Here is an 18,358-nt window from a genome sequence, read left to right as displayed (position 1 = left end):
CACCGCCGCCGACCCCCTACCCGACGACCTCCACGACGCACTCGAAGCCATCACCCGGCCCAGTCGACCTGCGCACTAACCTGAGCCAAGTCGGGTCTCAAGGCCAGGACGGAACATCTGGGGCTAGACGTCTCCCACTTCAAGGGGCAGGGCTGGAATCGCGGCACCGGCGTCGGCAGGAATCCTGAAGCTGCACGCGCGGCGCGGCGTCGATGGTACGAGAACAACAGGGATGTCTACAGGCGGAGAAACGCAAGGCGCCGTCGAGAATGCGCCGAGATGCTAGCAAAGCTCAAGGCCATACCCTGCGCTGACTGCGGCATGGAGTTTCCGTTCTTTGCTATGGAATTTGACCACCGCGAGGGCGAGGTGAAGTCTTTCTCGATCGCGGAGGCGCGAAACGGCATTGGCAAGAGCCGGCTCATGGCGGAAATTGCGAAGTGTGACGTTGTTTGCTATCTCTGCCACCGTTTCCGCACCGCTCGACGAGCAGGGTGGACCGGGTTGGCCGAAAGGCTGCCATTGGTGGAACTTTCAGAGCTGGCCGATGACAGCTGAGCCCGGGGCATCTTCAACCGAGACGAGTCCACCCGGCTCAGCGGCGGGGCGTGAGGCGTACGGGGACCGCCACGACCTTGGTCCGTGAGCCGTCGGCCGGGGACACCTCGTACACCTCGACGGTGCCGGCCTGTTCCCGGTCGACGCGGTAGTTCACCGCCACCCGGTAGTCGCCCCGGCAGCCGGTGCCGCAGGTGGCGGTGGTGAACGTGGTGGCGATCTCCCGGCCTGCGGCGTCGAGGACGCGGACGTTGACCGTCGCCTCGAACACGTCGGCGGTTCCGGTGACCGTGACCGGGCTGGTGACCCGCGCACCGATGAGGGGTGTGGTCACGACGATCGGTGGCAGCAGGTCGGCGTAGTCGGTGCGGTCGACCGGGCCTGCGGTGCCGAAGCGGACCCGCCGCACGGTGGGGAACTGGGTGAGCGTCCAGACCACCTGGGCCTCGCGCAGCCGGACCGCCGCCGGCCCGCCCGTGGTCGGCAGCACCCCGAGCACGGCGGTCCCGTCCGCGATCCGGCTGACCTCGGTGCCGGCGGGCACCAGGGTGGCCAGGCCGGTGGCGCGCTCGGCCGCGGTCGGCCCGGTCGCCAGTTCGGTCAACGCGAGGCGGGACGTGGCGACGGTGGCCGGACGGGTGTGCCGCGTCGGGGCGATCCGGCCGTCGCGGACGTACCACAGCTCGATCGTCACCGTGCCCGCCGGCGGCGCGGTCGTCCCGGTCGGTGCCGGCGGCGTGGTGACCGTGGTCGGGCCCGGCGGCCCGGTGCCGGTGCCGGTGGGAGCCGGCTCCGGGGTGGCGGCGGGCGGGGCGGACGCGGCGGGCGCCGCCGCCGTCGGGGCCGGCCCGAGCGCGCCCGACCGGGGTTCGCCGCACCCGCTCACCGCGAGCAGGGCGACGATTCCCGCCGTGACCGCCGCGCGCGTCACGACGCACCTCCGGGGGTCCGCGTGTCCGCGCCCGCTTCGCGGGGTCGAGGGGCGGTGCCGGCCGGCGTGGCGGCGGAGTCCTCGGGGTGCGTCGCCGGCAGCGCGAGCCGGAAGAGCGTGCCGACGCCGGGGGTGCTCCGCACGGTCAACCGGCCGGCGAGCAGGCGGGCGTTCTCCCACGCGATCGCGAGGCCGAGCCCGCTGCCGCGCCCGGAGCGGGCCGGATCGACCTTGTAGAAGCGGTCGAACAGCCGGGGCAGGTGCTCGGCGGGGATGCCCGGGCCCTGGTCGGTGACGTCGAAGACGACCTCCGGGCCGGCGCGGTGGACGTCCACCCGCACCTCGCCGCCGCCGTGCTCGACCGCGTTGGCGACCAGGTTCGCGACGACCCGTTCCAGCCGGCGGGGATCGGTGCGCAGGTCGACGGGCGCCGCGTCGACCGTCACCCGGTCCGCCCAGCCACGCGCCCGCAGGATCGACCGCAGCAGGGCGGCCGGGTTCACGGTGGTCACGGCGAGCGCCTCCCGCCCCGCGTCCAGGCGGGAGATCTCCATCAGGTCCTCGACCAGCCTGCGCAACCGGACCACGTCGGTGACGAGCAGCTCCCCGGCGCGCCGGGCGTCGTCGGGCAGCCGGTCCAGGTGGTCGCCGAGCAGCGAGGCCGCGGCCACCAGGGCGGTGACCGGGGTACGCAGCTCGTGCGCGACGTCGGCGGTGAACCGCCGCTCCCGGGCCTGCGCCCGGGACAGGGCCTCGATCCGGTCCTGGAGCGCCTCGGCCATCTCGTTGAACGAGGCCGCCCAGACGCTGAACTCGTCCCGGCCGCGTACCGGCAGCCGCGTGGCGAGCAGCCCTTCGGTGAGCGCGCGGGCGGCCCGGCTGGCCCGGCCGACCGGGTCGAGGGTGCGGCGGGCGAGGGTGTGCCCCACCGCGGCGGCGAGCAGCACGACCAGCACCCAGCCGGCGAGCAGGGCGGTACGGAGCTGGTCGAGGCCGGCGGCGATGTCGTCCTCCACGGTGACCACGTACAGCTCGGCGGTCGAGCCGGGGACGCGACCGCCGACCACCAGCAGCCGGGGTCGGGCCTGCGGCGCCGACCGCTCGTAGCCGAGCTGGCCGGCCGCCACGGTCGCCCGCAGCCCCGCGCCCGGCGCCGGCGCGTACGACGGGTTCGACGGGTACGCCTCGCCGTCGACGAGGACCACGTGCCGGCCGCTGCGTTCGAAGCTGGTGAGCAGGTCGGCCCGGCGCTGCGCGGTCAGCGGCACGAACTGCCCGGCGAGCACCAGTTGGTAGCGGGCGTCGGCGGCGGCCTGCTGCACCGAGGCGTCGAAGCGGGCCTGGCGCAGCAGCGCGTACGACCCGCCGGCGAGCAGCCCGGCGGAGACCCCGGCGACGAGGACGAACGCGACGGTCAGCCGGCGCCGCAGGCGACCGGGGACGACCGGGTCCGCTGTCCGCACCGGGCACCTCCCTCACGTCGGTGACAACTTGTAGCCGGCGCCCCGGACGGTCCGGACCAGCCGGGGGTTCGCCGGGTCGTCCTCGACCTTGGCGCGCAGCCGCTGCACCGCCACGTCGACCAGCCGGGAGTCGCCGAGGAAGTCGTGGTTCCACACCCGTTCCAGCAGGAGTTCCCGGGTGAAGACCTGGCCGGGTCGGCGGGCCAGCTCCAGGAGCAGCCGGAACTCGGTGGCGGTCAGCGCGAGGTCCCGCCCGTCCTTGCGGGCGACGAAGCTGGCCGGGTCGATCTCCAGCCCACCGATCTCGATGGTGCCGGGGGCCGGCGCGGTGGTGGCCCGCCGGAGCACCGAGCGGACCCGGGCGACCAGCTCCGGCAGGTCGAAGGGTTTGCGTAGGTAGTCGTCGGCCCCGCATTCGAGGCCGACGACCACGTCGATGGTGTCCGTCCGGGCGGTCAGCATGAGGATCGGGACCTGGCTGGTCCGCCGGATCTCCCGGCAGACCTCGAAGCCGTCCAGGCCGGGCAGCATGACGTCCAGGACGATCAGGTCGACCGGCCGGGCGCGCCACGCGGCGAGCCCCGACCGGCCGTCGACGGCGGTGTCCACCCGGAAGCCGGCGCGCCGCAGGCCGAGGGCGGTGACCTCACGGATGGAGGCATCGTCCTCGACGACCAGCACCCGGCCTTCCATGCGCTGAGCGTAGCCCCGCTGGGGCCCCGGCTGACCTGGCGAAACGGCCGGTGTGGAGGGTCCGGGCGGCGCCGGACCCTACGCCGTCGTCACTCCTGCCACTGGTGGGCCACGTCGAGGACGATCCGGCTGTGCGTACCGGGGCCGGTCAGGACGAACACCCGGAACGGCAGCCGTGCCCGCACCCCGACCGCGAAGGTGGTGTAGCCCTCGAAGCTGCCGCCGAACACGACGTCGCGCAGCGTGCGGTGGCGCAGCAGGTTGGCGGTGTGCTCGCCGACCCGGTACGGGACGGTGGCGACGTGCTCGTCGTCGTACGCGGGGGCCTGCAACGAGACCCGCAGCAGTTCGTCCCCGGCGGTGTACGGCGACAGCGGCAGTCCTTCGCCTTCGGTCCAGGTCTCGCCGTAGGCGACCGTGTAGCCGGTCACCGGGCCGGCGAACTCGAAGACCACCCGGTCGTAGCAGTCGTGCCGCCCGGTCCGCACGTCGACCAGTGGGGCGGTGCTCAGCGAACCCGCCGACTTGGTCAGGCTGCCCCAGGTGATCCCGCAGTACGGCGAGCCCGTCGCCGCCGCCTTCGTCGTGCCGGTCGGCGCGGCCGTGCCGGTGCCCGCGGCGGCGACCAGTCCGGTGAGTACGACCACCAGGACCATGAGTCCACTTTTGATCCGCATCTGTCTCCTCCTGCCGTTCGTGGCTGTTCCCGGCCCACCGCCGGGATGCCGACGGTCCGGCGTCGTCGCCGGGCCCGGTGTCGTCGGTCGCGCTTCTCGCGGGACCCGGTTTCACCGTGGCGGCGGTGCGCCACGCCACCTTCGCCGTGGCGTAACGGCCACGTAACAGTGGGTGGGGTCCGGTGCGGGTGGGCGCGCAGACCAGGGCGGGTCGACCGGTATGACTCTTCCGCTATGTCGGGACATCGGCGTAGGTCGATCTAACATCCACGTACATCGATGGATGGCGGCGCTGCCGCCGACGACAGGGGAGTGAGATGCTCAGACGACAACTGCTGCGCGCGGCCGGAGCCGTGCTGGCGGCGGTGCTCGCGGCGGCCGGGGTGCAGGTCGCCACCGGTGCGCCGGCCTCCGCCGCCCGCACCGTCTACTACGACGCGAGCCGGGCCGGCGAGTTCCGCACGAACTTCAACCAGGCCGCCCAGATCTGGAACAGCTCGGTCAGCAACGTCCGGCTGGTCCCGCGTACGCCGGGCAACGTCACCATCTACGTCGACAGTGGGTGGCCGCGCGCCCAGGTCACCGGACTCGGCTCCGGCCGCATCTGGATGGGCTGGACCGCGGTGAACCAGGGGTACGACCGCACGCGCATCGCGAGCCACGAGTTCGGCCACATCCTCGGCCTGCCCGACCGGCGTACCGGCCTCTGCTCCGACCTCATGTCCGGCAGCAGCGCACCGGTCTCGTGCCGCAACGCGTACCCCAGCAGCGCCGAGGCCTCGCGGGTGAACTCGCTCTTCGCCGGCAGCCGCGCGACGGTGACCACCGGCACCTTCACCTGGGGTTCCGACGATGTCACGCCGTTGGTGGTGGGCGGGCGGCCGGCCACCGAGAACTACCCGTGGCTGGTCTACACGTCCGGCTGCACCGGCACGCTGATCAAGGCGAACTGGGTGGTCACCGCGCGGCACTGCCCGACGCCGTCCTCGGTGCGCGTCGGCAGCGTCAACCGCACCAGCGGCGGCACGGTGGTCCGGGTCAGCCGCTCGGTCAGCCACCCGACGATCGACGTCAAGTTGCTGGCCCTGTCCAGCTCGGTCTCGTACGCCCCGGCGCCGATCCCGACGACCTCCGGTGCGGTCGGCACCGCCACCCGCATCATCGGCTGGGGCCTGACCTGCCCGAACCGGGGCTGCGGCTCCGCGCCGACCATCGCGCACGAGCTGGACACCTCGATCGTGTCGGACAGCCGCTGCATCGGCATCAACGGTCCGTACGAGATCTGCACCAACAACACCGGCGGCAACTCCGGCGCCTGCTACGGCGACTCCGGCGGCCCGCAGGTGCGCCGGATCGGCGGTGTGTGGAACCTGATCGGCGCGACCAGCCGGTCGGGCAACAACAACGCGACCTGCGCCACCGGCCCGTCCATCTACGGTGACCTGCCGTCGATCCGCTCCTGGATCAACACCCAGGTCGGCGGCCTCCCGGCCTGACGGTAAGGAAGGGCCCCTTCCTAACGCATCGCGTTGTAGAAGGGGCCCTTCTTAACGCCCCGCAAGGCCGGTGTGGTGTCACCGTCCGCTCACGGAGTGCGGTACGGTGCGGACCACGCCCGATCCCTCCGAGGTGAACATGCCTGCCGTGGCCGCGCTCGCTCTCACCCTGGCGCTCGCTCCCGCCCCGACGCCCTCCGTCCCGCCCGAGCCGTCGCCCTCTGGCGGGGTGGTCGGGGGTCTGCTCGGCGGAGTCGGTGGGCTGGTGGGCGATCTGCTCGACGGTGGCAGCAGCCCGTCGCCGGGTGCCACGCCGAGCGCCGGCACGCCCTCGGCGCCCGGGGCCTCCGGGGAGCCGGCACCGACGACCTCGGCCCAGCCGGGAGCGCCCACTTCCGACGGTGCTCACGCGGTGCCGGGCCGCACCGGCGGCGGCGCGGGCGTCCGCGCCCCGGGTCAGCCGACGCCGACCAGGTCGGCCGCGAGCGATCTGCCGGAGGCACTGCCGGGGCCGGCGGTGGACGGCGGCGGGGAAACCGGCCGGCTCCTCGTGTACGCCCTCGCCGTCGGCGTGGCGGCCGTACCGGTGCTGCTGGCCCTGCGGCGACGCAGGGTCCCAACCGGAGCCCTGGTGGCGCCGGAACGCGCCGCCGCCGCGCCTGGTGCCACCGGCCCGGACCCGGAGCCGGCACCGGACAACGTGTCCCGGCTGCCGACCGACCTCAACGCCATCTACGAGCTGGGCCGCCTCGACGAGCGCCTCAGCCAGGAGCGCAACCGGCCATCGTGACCGGAGCCTGGCCGCCGCCCTGGCTCAGCCGCCCGAGGTGTTAGGAAGGGCCCCTTCTACAACGCGAGGCGTTAAAAAGGGGCCCTTCCTTCCACCCGGCCACGGCGCCACCGACCGGACAGGCCACGCAGGTCAACTCAATGCTCCGGACCGGCCATCGGCCGGATGCCGGCGACGAGTCAACCGGTCCGGCGCATTCCGCCGGTTGCTCCGCCGGCCACGCATCCTCTACGGTCTGGTCAGCGGTGGCGCGGTGCGGTCCGCAGCCGACGACCGCTGGGTGGCGCGTGAGCGGCCCGGGATGGTGGAGTCCCGGGATCGTCCCGCCGGCGCCGGTCAGCGTCCGTGTGATCCCCAGCTCGTGAGCCCTGGGCGCCGTGCGTCCGGTTCCGGGCCGGGACGCACCGACCCCACCGGGAGCACCCGTGTATCTCACCCCGCACGAGCAGGACCGCCTGCTCGTCCACGTCGCGGCCGACGTCGCCCGCCGGCGGCGCGACCGTGGCCTGCGACTCAACTACCCCGAGGCCGTCGCGGTGATCACCGCCTTCCTGCTGGAGGGGGCCCGCGACGGCCGCACCGTGGTCGACCTCATGTCCGCCGGGCGCACCGTCCTCGGCCGGGACGACGTGCAGGACGGCGTCCCCGAGCTGCTGAGGGAGGTGCAGGTGGAGGCGACGTTCCCGGACGGCACCAAGCTGGTGACGGTGCACCACCCGATCCCGTGATCCCGGGCGAGGTCCTGCCCGCTCCCGGTCCGGTCGAGATCAACGCCGGGCGGCCGGTGACCACCCTGCTCGTCGTCAACACCGCCGATCGCCCGGTGCAGGTGGGGTCGCACTACCACTTCGCGGAGGCGAACCCGGCGCTGCGCTTCGACCGGGCCGCCGCCTGGGGGCACCGGCTGGCGGTGCCGGCGGGGACGTCGGTGCGCTTCGAACCGGGTGTCAGCCGGGAGGTCGACCTGGTCCCGCTGGGCGGCGCGCGGGTCGTGCCCGGCCTGCGGGGTGCCTGCGCCGGCCCGCTCGACGGCCGCGCCCGGGGTCGCGCCGCCGGCTCCGACGACCGCTCCGACGGTACGAACGGAGGGCCCACCGCATGAGCGCGGTCGCACGGGACCGGTACGTCGCCCTGTACGGGCCGACCACCGGTGACCGGATCCGGCTGGCCGACACCAACCTGCTGATCGAGGTGGAGCAGGACCACTGTGCCGGCGGCGACGAGGCCGTCTTCGGCGGCGGCAAGGTCATCCGCGAGTCGATGGGCCAGTCCCGGGCGACCCGCGCGGAGGGCGCCCTCGACACGGTGATCACGGGTGCGGTGGTGCTGGACCACTGGGGCGTGGTCAAGGCCGACGTGGGTGTCCGCGACGGGCGGATCGTGGCGCTGGGTCGCGCCGGCAATCCGGACACCATGGACGGTGTCCATCCCGACCTGGTGATCGGTCCGGCGACCGAGGTGATCGCCGGCAACGGTCGCATCCTCACCGCCGGGGCGGTCGACACCCACGTCCACTTCATCTGCCCGCAGATCGTCACCGAGGCCCTCGCCAGCGGCATCACCACCCTGGTCGGCGGGGGCACCGGGCCGGCCGAGGGCACCCGGGCCACCACGGTCACCCCGAACGCCTGGCACCTGGCCCGGATGCACGAGGCCCTCGACGCGTTCCCGGTGAACGTGCTGCTGCTCGGCAAGGGCAACACGGTCTCCATCGAGGCGCTGTGGGAGCAGTTGCGGGCCGGGGCCGGCGGTTTCAAGCTGCACGAGGACTGGGGCACGACGCCCGCCGCGATCGACGCGTGCCTGCGGGTGGCCGACGCCTCCGGCGTGCAGGTCTCGATCCACACCGACACCCTCAACGAGGCCGGTTTCGTGGCCGACACGCTGCGGGCGATCGGTGGGCGGGCCATCCACTCGTACCACACCGAGGGGGCCGGCGGTGGCCACGCGCCGGACATCATCACCGTGGCCGGCGAGCCGAACGTGCTGCCGTCGTCGACCAACCCGAGCCGCCCGTACACCCGCAACACCCTGGCCGAGCACCTGGACATGCTGATGGTCTGCCACCACCTCAATCCGGCGGTGCCGGAGGACCTGGCGTTCGCCGAGAGCCGGATCCGACCGTCCACGATGGCCGCCGAGGACCTGCTGCACGACCTGGGCGCGATCTCGATCATCGGCTCGGACGCGCAGGCGATGGGGCGCGTCGGGGAGGTGATCCTGCGGACCTGGCAGAGCGCGCACGTCATGAAGGCCCGGGTCGGTGCGCTGCCCGGCGACGGCGCGGCGGACAACCACCGGGCCCGGCGGTACGTCGCGAAGTACACCGTCTGCGCGGCCATGGCGAACGGCCTGGACGGTGAGATCGGCTCGGTCGAGCCGGGCAAGCTCGCCGACCTGGTGCTGTGGGATCCGGCCTTCTTCGGCGTCCACCCGCACCTGGTGCTCAAGGGCGGCTTCATCGCGTACGCCCAGATGGGCGACGCGAACGCGTCGATCCCGACGCCGCAGCCGATGCTGCCGCGCCCGATGTTCGGCGGCTACGGTGTGGCGCCCGCCGCCACCAGCCTCGCCTTCGTGGCGCCGGCCGCGCTCGACGCCGGGCTGCGGCTGGACGTACGGCGGCGGGTCGTCCCGGTGGCCGACGTGCGGTCGCGGGGCAAGGCCGACCTGCCGAACAACGGTGCGATGCCGCACATCGAGGTGGATCCGGACACCTTCACCGTCCGCGTCGACGGGGTGGTGGTGGAGCCGGATCCGGTGCCGGAGCTGCCGATGTCCCAGCGGTACTTCCTGTTCTGATGGGCACGCGCAGCCTGCTCCTGCTCCTCGCCGACGGGCGTTTCCCCGCCGGGGCGCACGCCCACTCCGGTGGCCTGGAGGCGGCCGTCGCCGCCGGTCGGGTCACCGACCTGGCCACCCTCGCGGCATTCCTGCGCGGTCGGCTCGCCACCGCGGGGCTGGTCGGCGCGGCGTTCGCGGCGGCGGCGCACCGGGCCGTCCCGGCCGGCGACCGGGCGGCCGTCCTGGCCGTGCTGGACGCCGAGCTGGACGCGCGTACCGCCGCACCGGCGCTGCGGACGGTGTCCCGCCGCCAGGGCCGGGCGCTGCTGCGGGCCGGGCACCGGGTCTGGCCGGGCGGCCCCTTCGCCGGCCTGCCCGACCCGGGCGAGGGCCCCCACCAGCCGCTGGTGCTCGGGTTGGTCGGGGCCGCCGCCGGGCTCGACCCGGCGGACACCGCGCTCGTCGCCGCGTACGGCACGGTCACCGGCGCGGCCAGCGCCGGGCTCCGGCTGCTCGGCCTCGACCCGTACCACGTCCACGCGCTGCTGGCCGACCTGGCCGGCGCGTGCGATGTCACCGCCGCCACCGCGGTGGCCGCCGCCGACGGCCAGCCGGAGGCGTTGCCGGCCGCTGCCGCGCCCCTGTCCGACATCCATGCCGAAGCCCACGCCACCTGGGAGGTGCGTCTCTTTGCGTCCTGAGATCGAGCACGACGAGTCCGTTCCACACAACCACCCCGAGCCCGGCGTCGACCCGCACGGGCCGCTCGCGCCCGCCGGCCGCGCCCTTCGGGTCGGCATCGGCGGCCCGGTCGGCTCCGGCAAGACCGCCCTGGTCGCGGCGCTCTGCCGGGCCTTCGCCGGTGAGCTGCGCCTCGGCGTGGTCACCAACGACATCTACACGACCGAGGACGCCGATTTCCTCCGGCGGGCCGGGGTCCTGGACCCGGCGCGGATCCGCGCGGTGGAGACCGGATGCTGCCCGCACACGGCGATCCGCGACGACATCGGCGCGAACCTGGACGCGGTCGACGAGCTGGCCGAGGCGGTCGGCCCGCTGGATCTGGTGCTGGTGGAGAGCGGCGGGGACAACCTGACCGCCACGTTCAGCCGGGGCCTGGTGGACCGGCAGATCTTCGTGGTCGACGTGGCCGGCGGGGACAAGGTGCCCCGCAAGGGCGGGCCGGGGGTGACCGCCGCCGACCTGCTGGTCATCAACAAGACCGACCTGGCGCCGATGGTCGGCGCGGATCTGTCCGTGATGGACCGGGACGCCCGGGCCCGGCGGGGTGACCTGCCCACGGTGTTCCTCTCCATCGCACAGGACCCGCTGGCCGTGCGGGTCGCCAACTGGATCCGTCACGAGGTGGCGCACCACCGGGTGTCCGTCGCCGTGCCCGCCGGACCGGCCTGATGCGGGCCACCGCCCGGCTGGTCGCCCGGACCGACGGTCGCGGTCGCACCATCCTGCCGGAGCTGCGCGGGGAACCCCCGGTGCTGCTGCGCCAGGTGCCCGGCCGGGGCGGTGGCGTGACGGTGTACGTCGTCGGCGGGGCGGCCGGGCCGCTCGCCGGCGACGACCTGCGGCTCGACGTCGAGGTGGGGCCTGGCGCGGCGGTCCGGGTGCACACGGTGGCCGCCTCGGTGGCCCAGCCCGGCCACCCCGGCGCCGCCTCCCGGATGCGGGTCCGGGCGAGTGTGGCGGCCGGCGCCAGCCTGCACTGGCTGCCCGAGCAGCTGGTCGCGGTGGCCGGCTGCGCTCACGTCGCGGACTCCAGCGTCGAGGTGGCCGACGGTGGGACGCTGCTCTGGCGGGACGAGCTGGTCTGCGGCCGGCACGGCGAGCCGTCCGGCGACGCGGTTGTCCGCACCAGCGTGGACCACGGGGGCCGTCCCCTGCTGCGGCAGTCCCTCGCGGTCGGGCCGGACGCGCCCGGCTGGTCCGGGCCGGCCGTGCTCGACGGCGCGCCGGCCACCGGCACACTGCTGGTGGTGGATCCGGGCCGGCCGGCCGGGCCGCCCCTGGTGACCGTGGGCGGGACCGTCGCCCGGCTACCGCTGGCCGGCGGCCGGGCCACCCTGTGGACCGCGACGGCCCGAGACGCGCACACCCTGCGGGAGAGCCTGACGCCGCCGATCTGATCCGCCCGCGGGCATACGGCGATCGTCACCTGTGGTGGCCTCCTCGGTTGGCCGGACTCCGTGGACCGCCGCATGGTACGAGTGGTCGGTGAGTGCTGACGACCACCGGCGACACGTTGACCGGTCCCGGCTCGATCGCGGGGCTGAGCAGGTGAAGGTCGCCGCGGGCCGGGCCCGGGGTCGAGGTGGCCAGGCGGGTCGACTGCGGCTGCACCAGCTCGAGGTCGCTCTGGTGATCTCTCTGCAGGCGGGGCTCGCCGCCGCGCTGGCCTGGTGGATCGGCCACGACGTGCTGGGCAACTCCTCGCCGGTCTTCGCGCCCTCCGCCGCGGTGGGTACGATCGTCGCCGCGCTCGGCCAGCGTGCCCGCCGCACCGGCGAACTGCTGCTCGGCGTCGGACTGGGTATCGTCACCACCGACTTCCTGCTGACACTTCTGGGTACCGGCTTCTGGCAGACCGGTTTCGTTGTCGCCTGCGCCATCCTGACCACGCTCCTGCTGTTCGGGGGCAGCGGGTCGGCCGTCGGGCAGGCCGGCGGTACGGCGGTGCTGCTGGCGACCCTGGCACCGGCGCAGCAGAACCTCGAATGGCCGAGGATCGTCGAGGCGGCGGTCGGCAGCGCCGTCGGACTCGTGGTGGTCATGTTGCTGCTGCCGATCAACCCGATGCGGATCCTCGACCGCGACGCGGCCCCGATCTACGGGTGCCTCGCCGACCAGCTGAGGGAGGTCAGCTCAGCGCTGGCGACCCACGATCAGCAGCGGGCGGTCCGGGCGCTGGACACGCTCCGCGGCCTGGGACCCGACCTCGACCGGATGCACCAGGCGCTCAGCGGCGCCGAAGAGGTGGTCAGCCTGGCGCCGGCGCGCTGGCGGCGCCGCCAGGATGTGGAGCGCTTCGCCCACGCGACCGTCTACCTGGAGCGGGTCATCGAACACAGTCGAGGGCTGGCCCGCCGGTCGGCGCTGGCGCTGCAGTACGACGAGCCGATCCAACCCGACCTGTCCGTGGGCGTCGGCCACCTCGCCGACGGGGTCGAGTCGCTGCGCCGCGAGCACCGGGCCGGGCGTCCCCCCGAGGGGACCAAGCAGAAGGTACGCGATGCGGTGCAGGCGGCCGGACGAGCCCGAGCCCGGGGAGTCAACGACTTCGGAGATGCGGTGGTGACCCAGCTCCGCACCGCCGCGAGCGACCTGCTCCGCGCCACCGGTTACGACCCGACGTCGGCGAATGAGGAGGTACGGAACGCGATCCGGGACGGAGAGGACTCAGTTCACCGGCCCGGATGAGCCGGGAAACCGAAGCCTGACGGTCAGGCGGTGGCCGGGACGGGGCGGCGGGCCGGGTCCAACCGGCCGATCAGGGCGTCGAGGTGGCGGGCCAGGTCGGCGTTGGCGGAGGTGGCCAGCTCGGCCAGGTTGGCGCGGACCAACCCGTCGACGCGCTCGTGCTCGCGCCGCCCCCGGGCGGTCAGGTACGCGCGGATGCGGCGCCGGTCGAGCGGGTCGACCCGGCGGAACACCAGGTTGCGGTCGACGAGCTGGTCGACCAGCTTGGTCAGCGTGCCCGGGGGCAGGGACGCCTCGGCGGCCACCTCGGTCATCGGGTGGCCGAGGCCGTCGGAGAGCAGGCAGAGCACGCGCCACGCCTCGATGCTGAGCGACTCGGCGGCGAGGAGCGCGCCGACTCGGTGCGACAGGAGGCGTTCGGCGCGGGTGAGCAGCCGAAGCAGGTCGGCTGGCGTTCCGGGACGGTCAGACATGGCTCTCCCGCCTGGCGGTGGCTCCGCCATCGTACCGAGTCGTCCCGCTGGGTGGGGAGCGCTGGCGGGCGGGGAGCGGGTACGGCCACCATGTGTTCATGTCCGTGCCGGTCCCGGGGTTCGGGCGTCCACCGGCGGGGGAGCGCCTCACCACCGGGGCGCCCTGGCTCACCGTCGACCGGGACGTGGTCGGCGTCGCGCTGGTCTACCCGATGCGCGGGCCGGCCGGCATGTTCGGGCCGAGCTGCGAGCTGTGCGCGCAGCTCGCGGTGGAGGAGGTCAACCGCCGGGGCGGGGTGCTGGGCCGGGAACTGCGGCTGGTGCCGGTGGACGGCGGCGCGCCGCCGGCCGAGGTGGCCGCCGAGGTGGAGGCGCTGGTCTCGATGGGCGCCGTGCAGGGGGTGACCGGCTGGCACATCTCGTCGGTGCGGCAGGCGGTGGCGCCGCGCGTCGCGCACCGGGTGCCGTACGTGTACACCGCCCTGTACGAGGGCGGGGAGTGCACCGAGGGGGTGTTCCTCACCAGCGAGACGCCGGACGCGCAGCTCTGGCCGGCGATGCGGCTGCTCGCCGGTGAGCTGGGGGTGCGGCGGTGGTTCGTGGTGGGCAACGACTACGTGTGGCCGCGCCGGACCGGGCTCGCCGCCCGGCGGTACGCCCGGCGCTGCGGCGGCCGGGTGGTCGGGCAGCACTTCCTGCCGCTGGAGACGCACGCGTTCGCCGAGGCGCTGGGCCGGATCGAACGCACCGAGGCCGACGCGGTGCTTGTGCTGCTGGTCGGCGCGGACGCGGTGCGCTTCAACCGGGCGTTCGCCCGGGCCGGGCTGGACCAGCGGTGCCTGCGGCTGAGCACGCTGATGGACGAGAACATGCTGTTGGCCAGCGGGGTGAGCGCCACCGGCAACCTGTACAGCACGGCGGGCTTCTTCGCCGGCCTGGTCACCCCGGAGAACCTGGACTTCCACGGCGCCTTCGCGCGCCGCTTCGGGGTGGAGGCGCCGCCGCTCGGCAGCCTTGGGGAGTCCTGCTACGAGGGCGTCATGCTGCTCGCCGCGCTCATCGCGAAGGCCGGCACGCTGGACGTACGCGGGGTGGAGGCGGCCGCCGACGTGGTCACGTACGACGGGCCGCGCGGCGAGCTGCGCCTGCGGCGCCGGCACGTGCGCCAGCGCATCTACCTGGCCGAGGCCGACGGGCTGGAGTTCGCCGTCCGGACGGAGCTGTAGGGCGACCTTGACAGGCGGCCGGGATGGCCGTCTAAGATGCTTCCTGCGTGAAGTATCCAGGATGGACCCGGGATATCGTTAACGCCTGCCCCGGTGGCGGCTAATTGCCCTCCGGGGCCACAGATAATTGTGTGCCGGTGCCCGTCGCCAATTTTCCGGCGGCGCGACACCGGCATTTTTCGTGCCGCGCTTCGGCGGGCCGGAAACAGTCTATTGAGGAGCAGGAAACGTCCGCGCAACGAAGCGGATCGAAGCTTTCCCTGCCCGACAACCAATTCGCGGATCCGGCCGGTGTCCACCCGCCGTCCGGCCGCCGCCGACGTCATCCCGGACCGCGCCGCGACACCGACGTCGACATCACCTAACACGACCGCTGCTCCACGCACAGCGCAGGGAGAACAGATGTCACTGATCCGGGGCCGCATCCTGACGGGTGCCATGACCCTGGTCGTCGCGGCCGCCTTGGCCGCGTGCGGCAGCAAGACCACCGACACCGACACCGCCGCGGGCGTCAGCGCCGACGTCTCCGGCGACACGGTGAAGGTCGGACTGCTCAACTCGCTCTCCGGCACCATGGCGATCAGCGAGGTCACCGTCCGCGACGCGATCCTGCTCGCCGTCGAGGAGATCAACGCCGCCGGCGGGGTCCTCGGCAAGAAGATCGAGCCGGTCGGCGAGGACGGCGCCTCGGACTGGCCCACCTTCGCCGAGAAGGCGGAGAAACTGATCAGCCAGGACCGGGTCGCCGCAGTCTTCGGCTGCTGGACCTCGGCCAGCCGCAAGGCGGTCAAGCCGGTCTTCGAGAAGAACAAGGCACTGCTGTTCTATCCCGTCCAGTACGAGGGCCTGGAACAGTCGCCGTACATCTTCTACACCGGCGCGACCACAAACCAGCAGATCGTTCCCGGGCTCGACTACCTCAAGGCCCAGGGCGTGAAGTCGGTCTACCTCGTGGGCAGCGACTACGTCTTCCCGCGGACGGCCAACAAAATCATCAAGGCGTACGCGGAAGCGAACGGAATGACCGTCTCCGGGGAGGACTACGCCCCGCTCGGGTCCACCGAGTTCGGCACGATCGTCAACAAGGTGAAATCGTCCGGCGCGAACGCCGTCTTCAACACGCTGAACGGGGACAGCAACGTCGCCTTCTTCAAGGAGTACACCTCCGCCGGGCTCACCGCCGCCAGCCTGCCGGTGGTGTCGGTGTCGATCGCCGAGGAGGAGGTCAAGGGCATCGGCACGCAGTACCTCAAGAACCAGTTGACGGCCTGGAACTACTACCAGACCACGCCGGGCGCGGCGAACGAGAAGTTCGTGACCGCGTACAAGAAGAAGTACGGCGCGGACAAGCCGACCAGCGACCCGATGGAGGCCGCGTACGTCTCGGTCCACCTGTGGAAGGCGATGGTCGAAAAGGCCGGCAGCTTCGACGTGGAGAAGGTGCGCGCCGCGGCCGACGGCATCACCTTCGAGGCGCCGGAGGGCTTGGTCACCGTCGACGGCACCACCCAGCACATCGCCAAGACCGCCCGGATCGGCAAGATCGGCGCGGACGGGCTGATCACCGAGGTGTGGAACTCCGGCCAGCCGATCGAGCCGGACCCGTACCTCAAGAGCTACCCCTGGGCGAGCGGCCTGAGCTGACCGACGTGGCCCGGGCGGCGGCCCTGCCGCCCGGGCCACCCCACCCGTTCGGAGTGCGCACCGTGACAGTCCTCTTCGGCCAACTCTTCACCGGCATCAGCATCGGCGCGGTGCTGCTGCTCATCGCGCTCGGCCTCGCGCTGACCTTCGGCCAGATGAATGTGATCAACATGGCCCACGGCGAGTTCATCATGGCCGGCGCCTACACCACCTACGTCCTGCAGCAGATCATCACCGGCGCCGGCTGGTCGTTGCTGGTCGCGCTGCCGGTCGCGTTCGTGGTGGCCGGCGCGATGGGCGTGCTGCTGGAGGCGCTGCTGATCCGCCGCCTCTACGCCCGCCCGCTGGACACCCTGCTGGTCACGTGGGGCGTGTCGCTGATCCTTCAGCAACTTGCCCGGGACGTCTTCGGCAGCCCCAACGTACAGACCCGCGCACCGGAGCCGCTCACCGGCAACGTCGCGCTGCCCGGCGGGGTGACCGTCGCGAACAACCGCGTGTTCATCCTCGTCCTGGCGCTGGCCGCCGTGGCGGCGCTGACCCTGGCGCTGCGGCTCACCCCGCTCGGCCGGCGGATCCGCGCCGTCGTGCAGAACCGCGACCTCGCCGCCGTCTCCGGCATCCCCACCGTCCGGGTGGACCGGATCACCTTCTTCATCGGCTCCGGCCTGGCCGGTGTCGCCGGCGTCGCGCTCACCCTGCTCGGCCCGATCGGGCCCACCATGGGCACCAACCTCATCATCGACGCCTTCCTGGTCGTCGTGGTCGGCGGGATCGGCCAACTCAAGGGCAGCGTGATTGTGGCGTTCGCGCTCGGCGTCCTGCAGGCCACCGGCGAGTACCTCACCACCCTGAGCGTCGCCAAGGTGATGGTGTTCATCGCCATCGTCGCGTTCCTCCAGTGGCGGCCCCAGGGCCTGTTCACCCTGCGTACCAGGAGTTTGGCATGACCGCCCTCGCCGGACCGCCCGCCACCACCGCCGTCGACCCCGCCCCGGCCGCCAGCCCACCCGCCGGCCGCGGCCGCCGTGCCGATCGGCTGCGGACCGCCGCCGGGTTCGCGCTCGGCGCCGTCCTGCTGTTCGCCGCCGCGCCCCTGGTGCTGTCCGACTTCCGGCTGTCGCTGCTGGCCAAGTACCTGTGCCTGGCCATGGTGGCGATCGGCATCGGCATCGCCTGGGGACGCGGCGGCCTGCTCACCCTCGGCCAGGGCGTCTTCTTCGGCCTCGGCGGCTACGCGATGGCCATGCACCTCAAGCTCGCCGACGCGGGCCCGGGCCAGATGCCCGACTTCATGCAGCTGTACGGGCAACTCGACGAACTGCCGCTGTGGTGGCGTCCGTTCGCCAGCCCGTGGTTCGCCCTGCCGGCGACGGTGCTGCTGCCGATGGCGGTCGCCTTCGGGCTCGGGGCGCTGGTGTTCCGGCGGCGGGTACGCGGCGCCTACTTCGCCATCCTCAGCCAGGCCCTGGCCGCCGCCATGGTGATCCTGCTGATCGGCCAGCAGGGCACCACCGGAGGCACCAACGGCCTCACCGACATCCAGGGCTTCTTCGGCTACGACCTGGACGACCCGGTCAACCAGCGGACGGTCTACTTCCTCATCGCCGCCGCCCTGCTGGCGCTGCTGTGGCTGGCCCGCCAGCTGATCCAGAGCCGCTACGGCGAACTTCTGGTCGCGGTCCGCGACGGCGAGGAGCGGGTCCGTTTCCTCGGCTACGACCCGGCCACCGTCAAGCTGGTCGCCTACGTGACCGCCGCCGGCATGGCCGGCCTGGCCGGGGCGCTGTTCGTCCCGGCGGTCGGCATCATCTCGCCGGCACTGATCGGGATCGTCCCCTCCATCGAGTTCGTCATCGGCGTCGCCGTCGGCGGCCGGGCCACCCTGCTCGGCCCGGTGCTCGGCGCGGTCGCGGTGGCGTGGGCGCGGACCGCCCTGTCCGAGCGGTTCCCGGGCACCTGGACGTACCTGCAGGGCGGCCTGTTCGTGCTGGTCGTGGCGTTCCTTCCGGGTGGCCTGGCGGCGCTGTGCAGCCGCCGGCGCGGCACCGGCGGCGGGCCGCTGACCCGGCTGCGCCGGCGCCGGACGGAGGCGGCGGCGTGAGTTGCCCTGTGTCAAGCCATCGCCGGTTGATCTTGGCTGAGCAAGTGTTGGAGGGCTCGGTGCCGGTCGGGGTTGTAGGGGGTGTTG

Annotated in this window: 19 protein-coding genes; 14 read left to right on the top strand and 5 right to left on the bottom strand. The window is 73.3% G+C overall.

Annotated elements, in window-relative coordinates:
* The first annotated feature begins 321 nt into the window (after positions 1 to 321).
* On the top strand, positions 322 to 558 hold the full coding sequence (locus AB0873_RS29885) for a hypothetical protein (protein ID WP_366603922.1): 237 nt from the start codon (positions 322 to 324) through the stop codon (positions 556 to 558).
* A 37-nt stretch (positions 559 to 595) separates the two neighbouring features.
* On the opposite strand, the gene AB0873_RS29880 is transcribed toward AB0873_RS29885, so the two are convergent.
* The 4 genes from AB0873_RS29880 to AB0873_RS29865 all read right to left on the bottom strand — a co-directional run bounded on the left by AB0873_RS29880 (position 596) and on the right by AB0873_RS29865 (position 4,322).
* Positions 596 to 1,489 (bottom strand): Gmad2 immunoglobulin-like domain-containing protein, encoded by an 894-nt coding sequence (locus tag AB0873_RS29880; RefSeq protein WP_366603920.1) that lies wholly within the window; start codon positions 1,487 to 1,489, stop codon positions 596 to 598.
* Positions 1,486 to 2,952 (bottom strand): HAMP domain-containing sensor histidine kinase, encoded by a 1,467-nt coding sequence (locus AB0873_RS29875; protein WP_366603918.1) that lies wholly within the window; start codon positions 2,950 to 2,952, stop codon positions 1,486 to 1,488. Before AB0873_RS29875 ends, AB0873_RS29880 begins: the two co-directional genes overlap by 4 nt.
* A 12-nt stretch (positions 2,953 to 2,964) precedes the next feature.
* Complete coding sequence (locus AB0873_RS29870) at positions 2,965 to 3,645, bottom strand: response regulator transcription factor (RefSeq protein WP_155331935.1); 681 nt, start codon at positions 3,643 to 3,645, stop codon at positions 2,965 to 2,967.
* Positions 3,646 to 3,734: 89 nt separating this feature from the next.
* A complete protein-coding gene (locus AB0873_RS29865; protein ID WP_366603916.1) occupies positions 3,735 to 4,322 on the bottom strand; it encodes a hypothetical protein in 588 nt (195 codons plus the stop codon).
* A 317-nt stretch (positions 4,323 to 4,639) separates the two neighbouring features.
* On the opposite strand from AB0873_RS29865, the gene AB0873_RS29860 reads away from it, so the two are divergent.
* From AB0873_RS29860 to AB0873_RS29820, 9 genes are all read left to right on the top strand, one after another.
* Entirely contained in the window at positions 4,640 to 5,818 is a 1,179-nt protein-coding gene (locus AB0873_RS29860; protein WP_366603914.1) for a snapalysin family zinc-dependent metalloprotease, read from the top strand.
* A gap of 148 nt (positions 5,819 to 5,966) precedes the next feature.
* Entirely contained in the window at positions 5,967 to 6,608 is a 642-nt protein-coding gene (locus AB0873_RS29855; protein ID WP_366603913.1) for a hypothetical protein, read from the top strand.
* Between the two features lie 425 nt (positions 6,609 to 7,033).
* A complete protein-coding gene (locus AB0873_RS29850) occupies positions 7,034 to 7,336 on the top strand; it encodes an urease subunit gamma (protein WP_366603911.1) in 303 nt (100 codons plus the stop codon).
* The gene (locus AB0873_RS29845) at positions 7,333 to 7,710 is read left to right on the top strand and encodes an urease subunit beta (RefSeq protein WP_366603909.1); all 378 of its coding nucleotides are present in this window, start codon (positions 7,333 to 7,335) and stop codon (positions 7,708 to 7,710) included. Before AB0873_RS29850 ends, AB0873_RS29845 begins: the two co-directional genes overlap by 4 nt.
* Positions 7,707 to 9,410, top strand: a complete 1,704-nt coding sequence (locus AB0873_RS29840) for an urease subunit alpha (RefSeq protein WP_366603907.1) — start codon at positions 7,707 to 7,709, stop codon at positions 9,408 to 9,410. The genes AB0873_RS29845 and AB0873_RS29840 overlap by 4 nt, the downstream gene beginning before the upstream one ends.
* On the top strand, positions 9,410 to 10,093 hold the full coding sequence (locus AB0873_RS29835; protein ID WP_366603905.1) for an urease accessory UreF family protein: 684 nt from the start codon (positions 9,410 to 9,412) through the stop codon (positions 10,091 to 10,093). Before AB0873_RS29840 ends, AB0873_RS29835 begins: the two co-directional genes overlap by 1 nt.
* Complete coding sequence (gene ureG, locus AB0873_RS29830; RefSeq protein WP_366603904.1) at positions 10,083 to 10,805, top strand: urease accessory protein UreG; 723 nt, start codon at positions 10,083 to 10,085, stop codon at positions 10,803 to 10,805. The genes AB0873_RS29835 and ureG overlap by 11 nt, the downstream gene beginning before the upstream one ends.
* Entirely contained in the window at positions 10,805 to 11,533 is a 729-nt protein-coding gene (locus AB0873_RS29825) for an urease accessory protein UreD (RefSeq protein WP_366603901.1), read from the top strand. Before ureG ends, AB0873_RS29825 begins: the two co-directional genes overlap by 1 nt.
* Before the next feature lie 232 nt (positions 11,534 to 11,765).
* Positions 11,766 to 12,824, top strand: a complete 1,059-nt coding sequence (locus AB0873_RS29820) for an FUSC family protein (protein ID WP_230688683.1) — start codon at positions 11,766 to 11,768, stop codon at positions 12,822 to 12,824.
* A 23-nt stretch (positions 12,825 to 12,847) separates the two neighbouring features.
* On the opposite strand, the gene AB0873_RS29815 is transcribed toward AB0873_RS29820, so the two are convergent.
* Complete coding sequence (locus tag AB0873_RS29815) at positions 12,848 to 13,297, bottom strand: MarR family transcriptional regulator (RefSeq protein WP_155331944.1); 450 nt, start codon at positions 13,295 to 13,297, stop codon at positions 12,848 to 12,850.
* Positions 13,298 to 13,395: 98 nt separating this feature from the next.
* Between AB0873_RS29815 and AB0873_RS29810 the strand changes: the two genes are divergently transcribed.
* The 4 genes from AB0873_RS29810 (at position 13,396) to urtC (ending at position 18,271) form a co-directional block, all read left to right on the top strand.
* Complete coding sequence (locus AB0873_RS29810; protein WP_366603898.1) at positions 13,396 to 14,523, top strand: substrate-binding domain-containing protein; 1,128 nt, start codon at positions 13,396 to 13,398, stop codon at positions 14,521 to 14,523.
* Between the two features lie 402 nt (positions 14,524 to 14,925).
* On the top strand, positions 14,926 to 16,167 hold the full coding sequence (urtA, locus tag AB0873_RS29805; RefSeq protein WP_366603896.1) for an urea ABC transporter substrate-binding protein: 1,242 nt from the start codon (positions 14,926 to 14,928) through the stop codon (positions 16,165 to 16,167).
* A 53-nt stretch (positions 16,168 to 16,220) separates the two neighbouring features.
* A complete protein-coding gene (gene urtB, locus AB0873_RS29800) occupies positions 16,221 to 17,117 on the top strand; it encodes an urea ABC transporter permease subunit UrtB (RefSeq protein WP_366603894.1) in 897 nt (298 codons plus the stop codon).
* Entirely contained in the window at positions 17,114 to 18,271 is a 1,158-nt protein-coding gene (urtC, locus tag AB0873_RS29795) for an urea ABC transporter permease subunit UrtC (protein WP_366603892.1), read from the top strand. Before urtB ends, urtC begins: the two co-directional genes overlap by 4 nt.
* Positions 18,272 to 18,358 lie beyond the last annotated feature (87 nt).

This window comes from Micromonospora sp. NPDC047707, assembly GCF_040704235.1.
Lineage (GTDB): Bacteria > Actinomycetota > Actinomycetes > Mycobacteriales > Micromonosporaceae > Micromonospora.
This window is presented reverse-complemented; position numbering and strand designations above follow the sequence as displayed.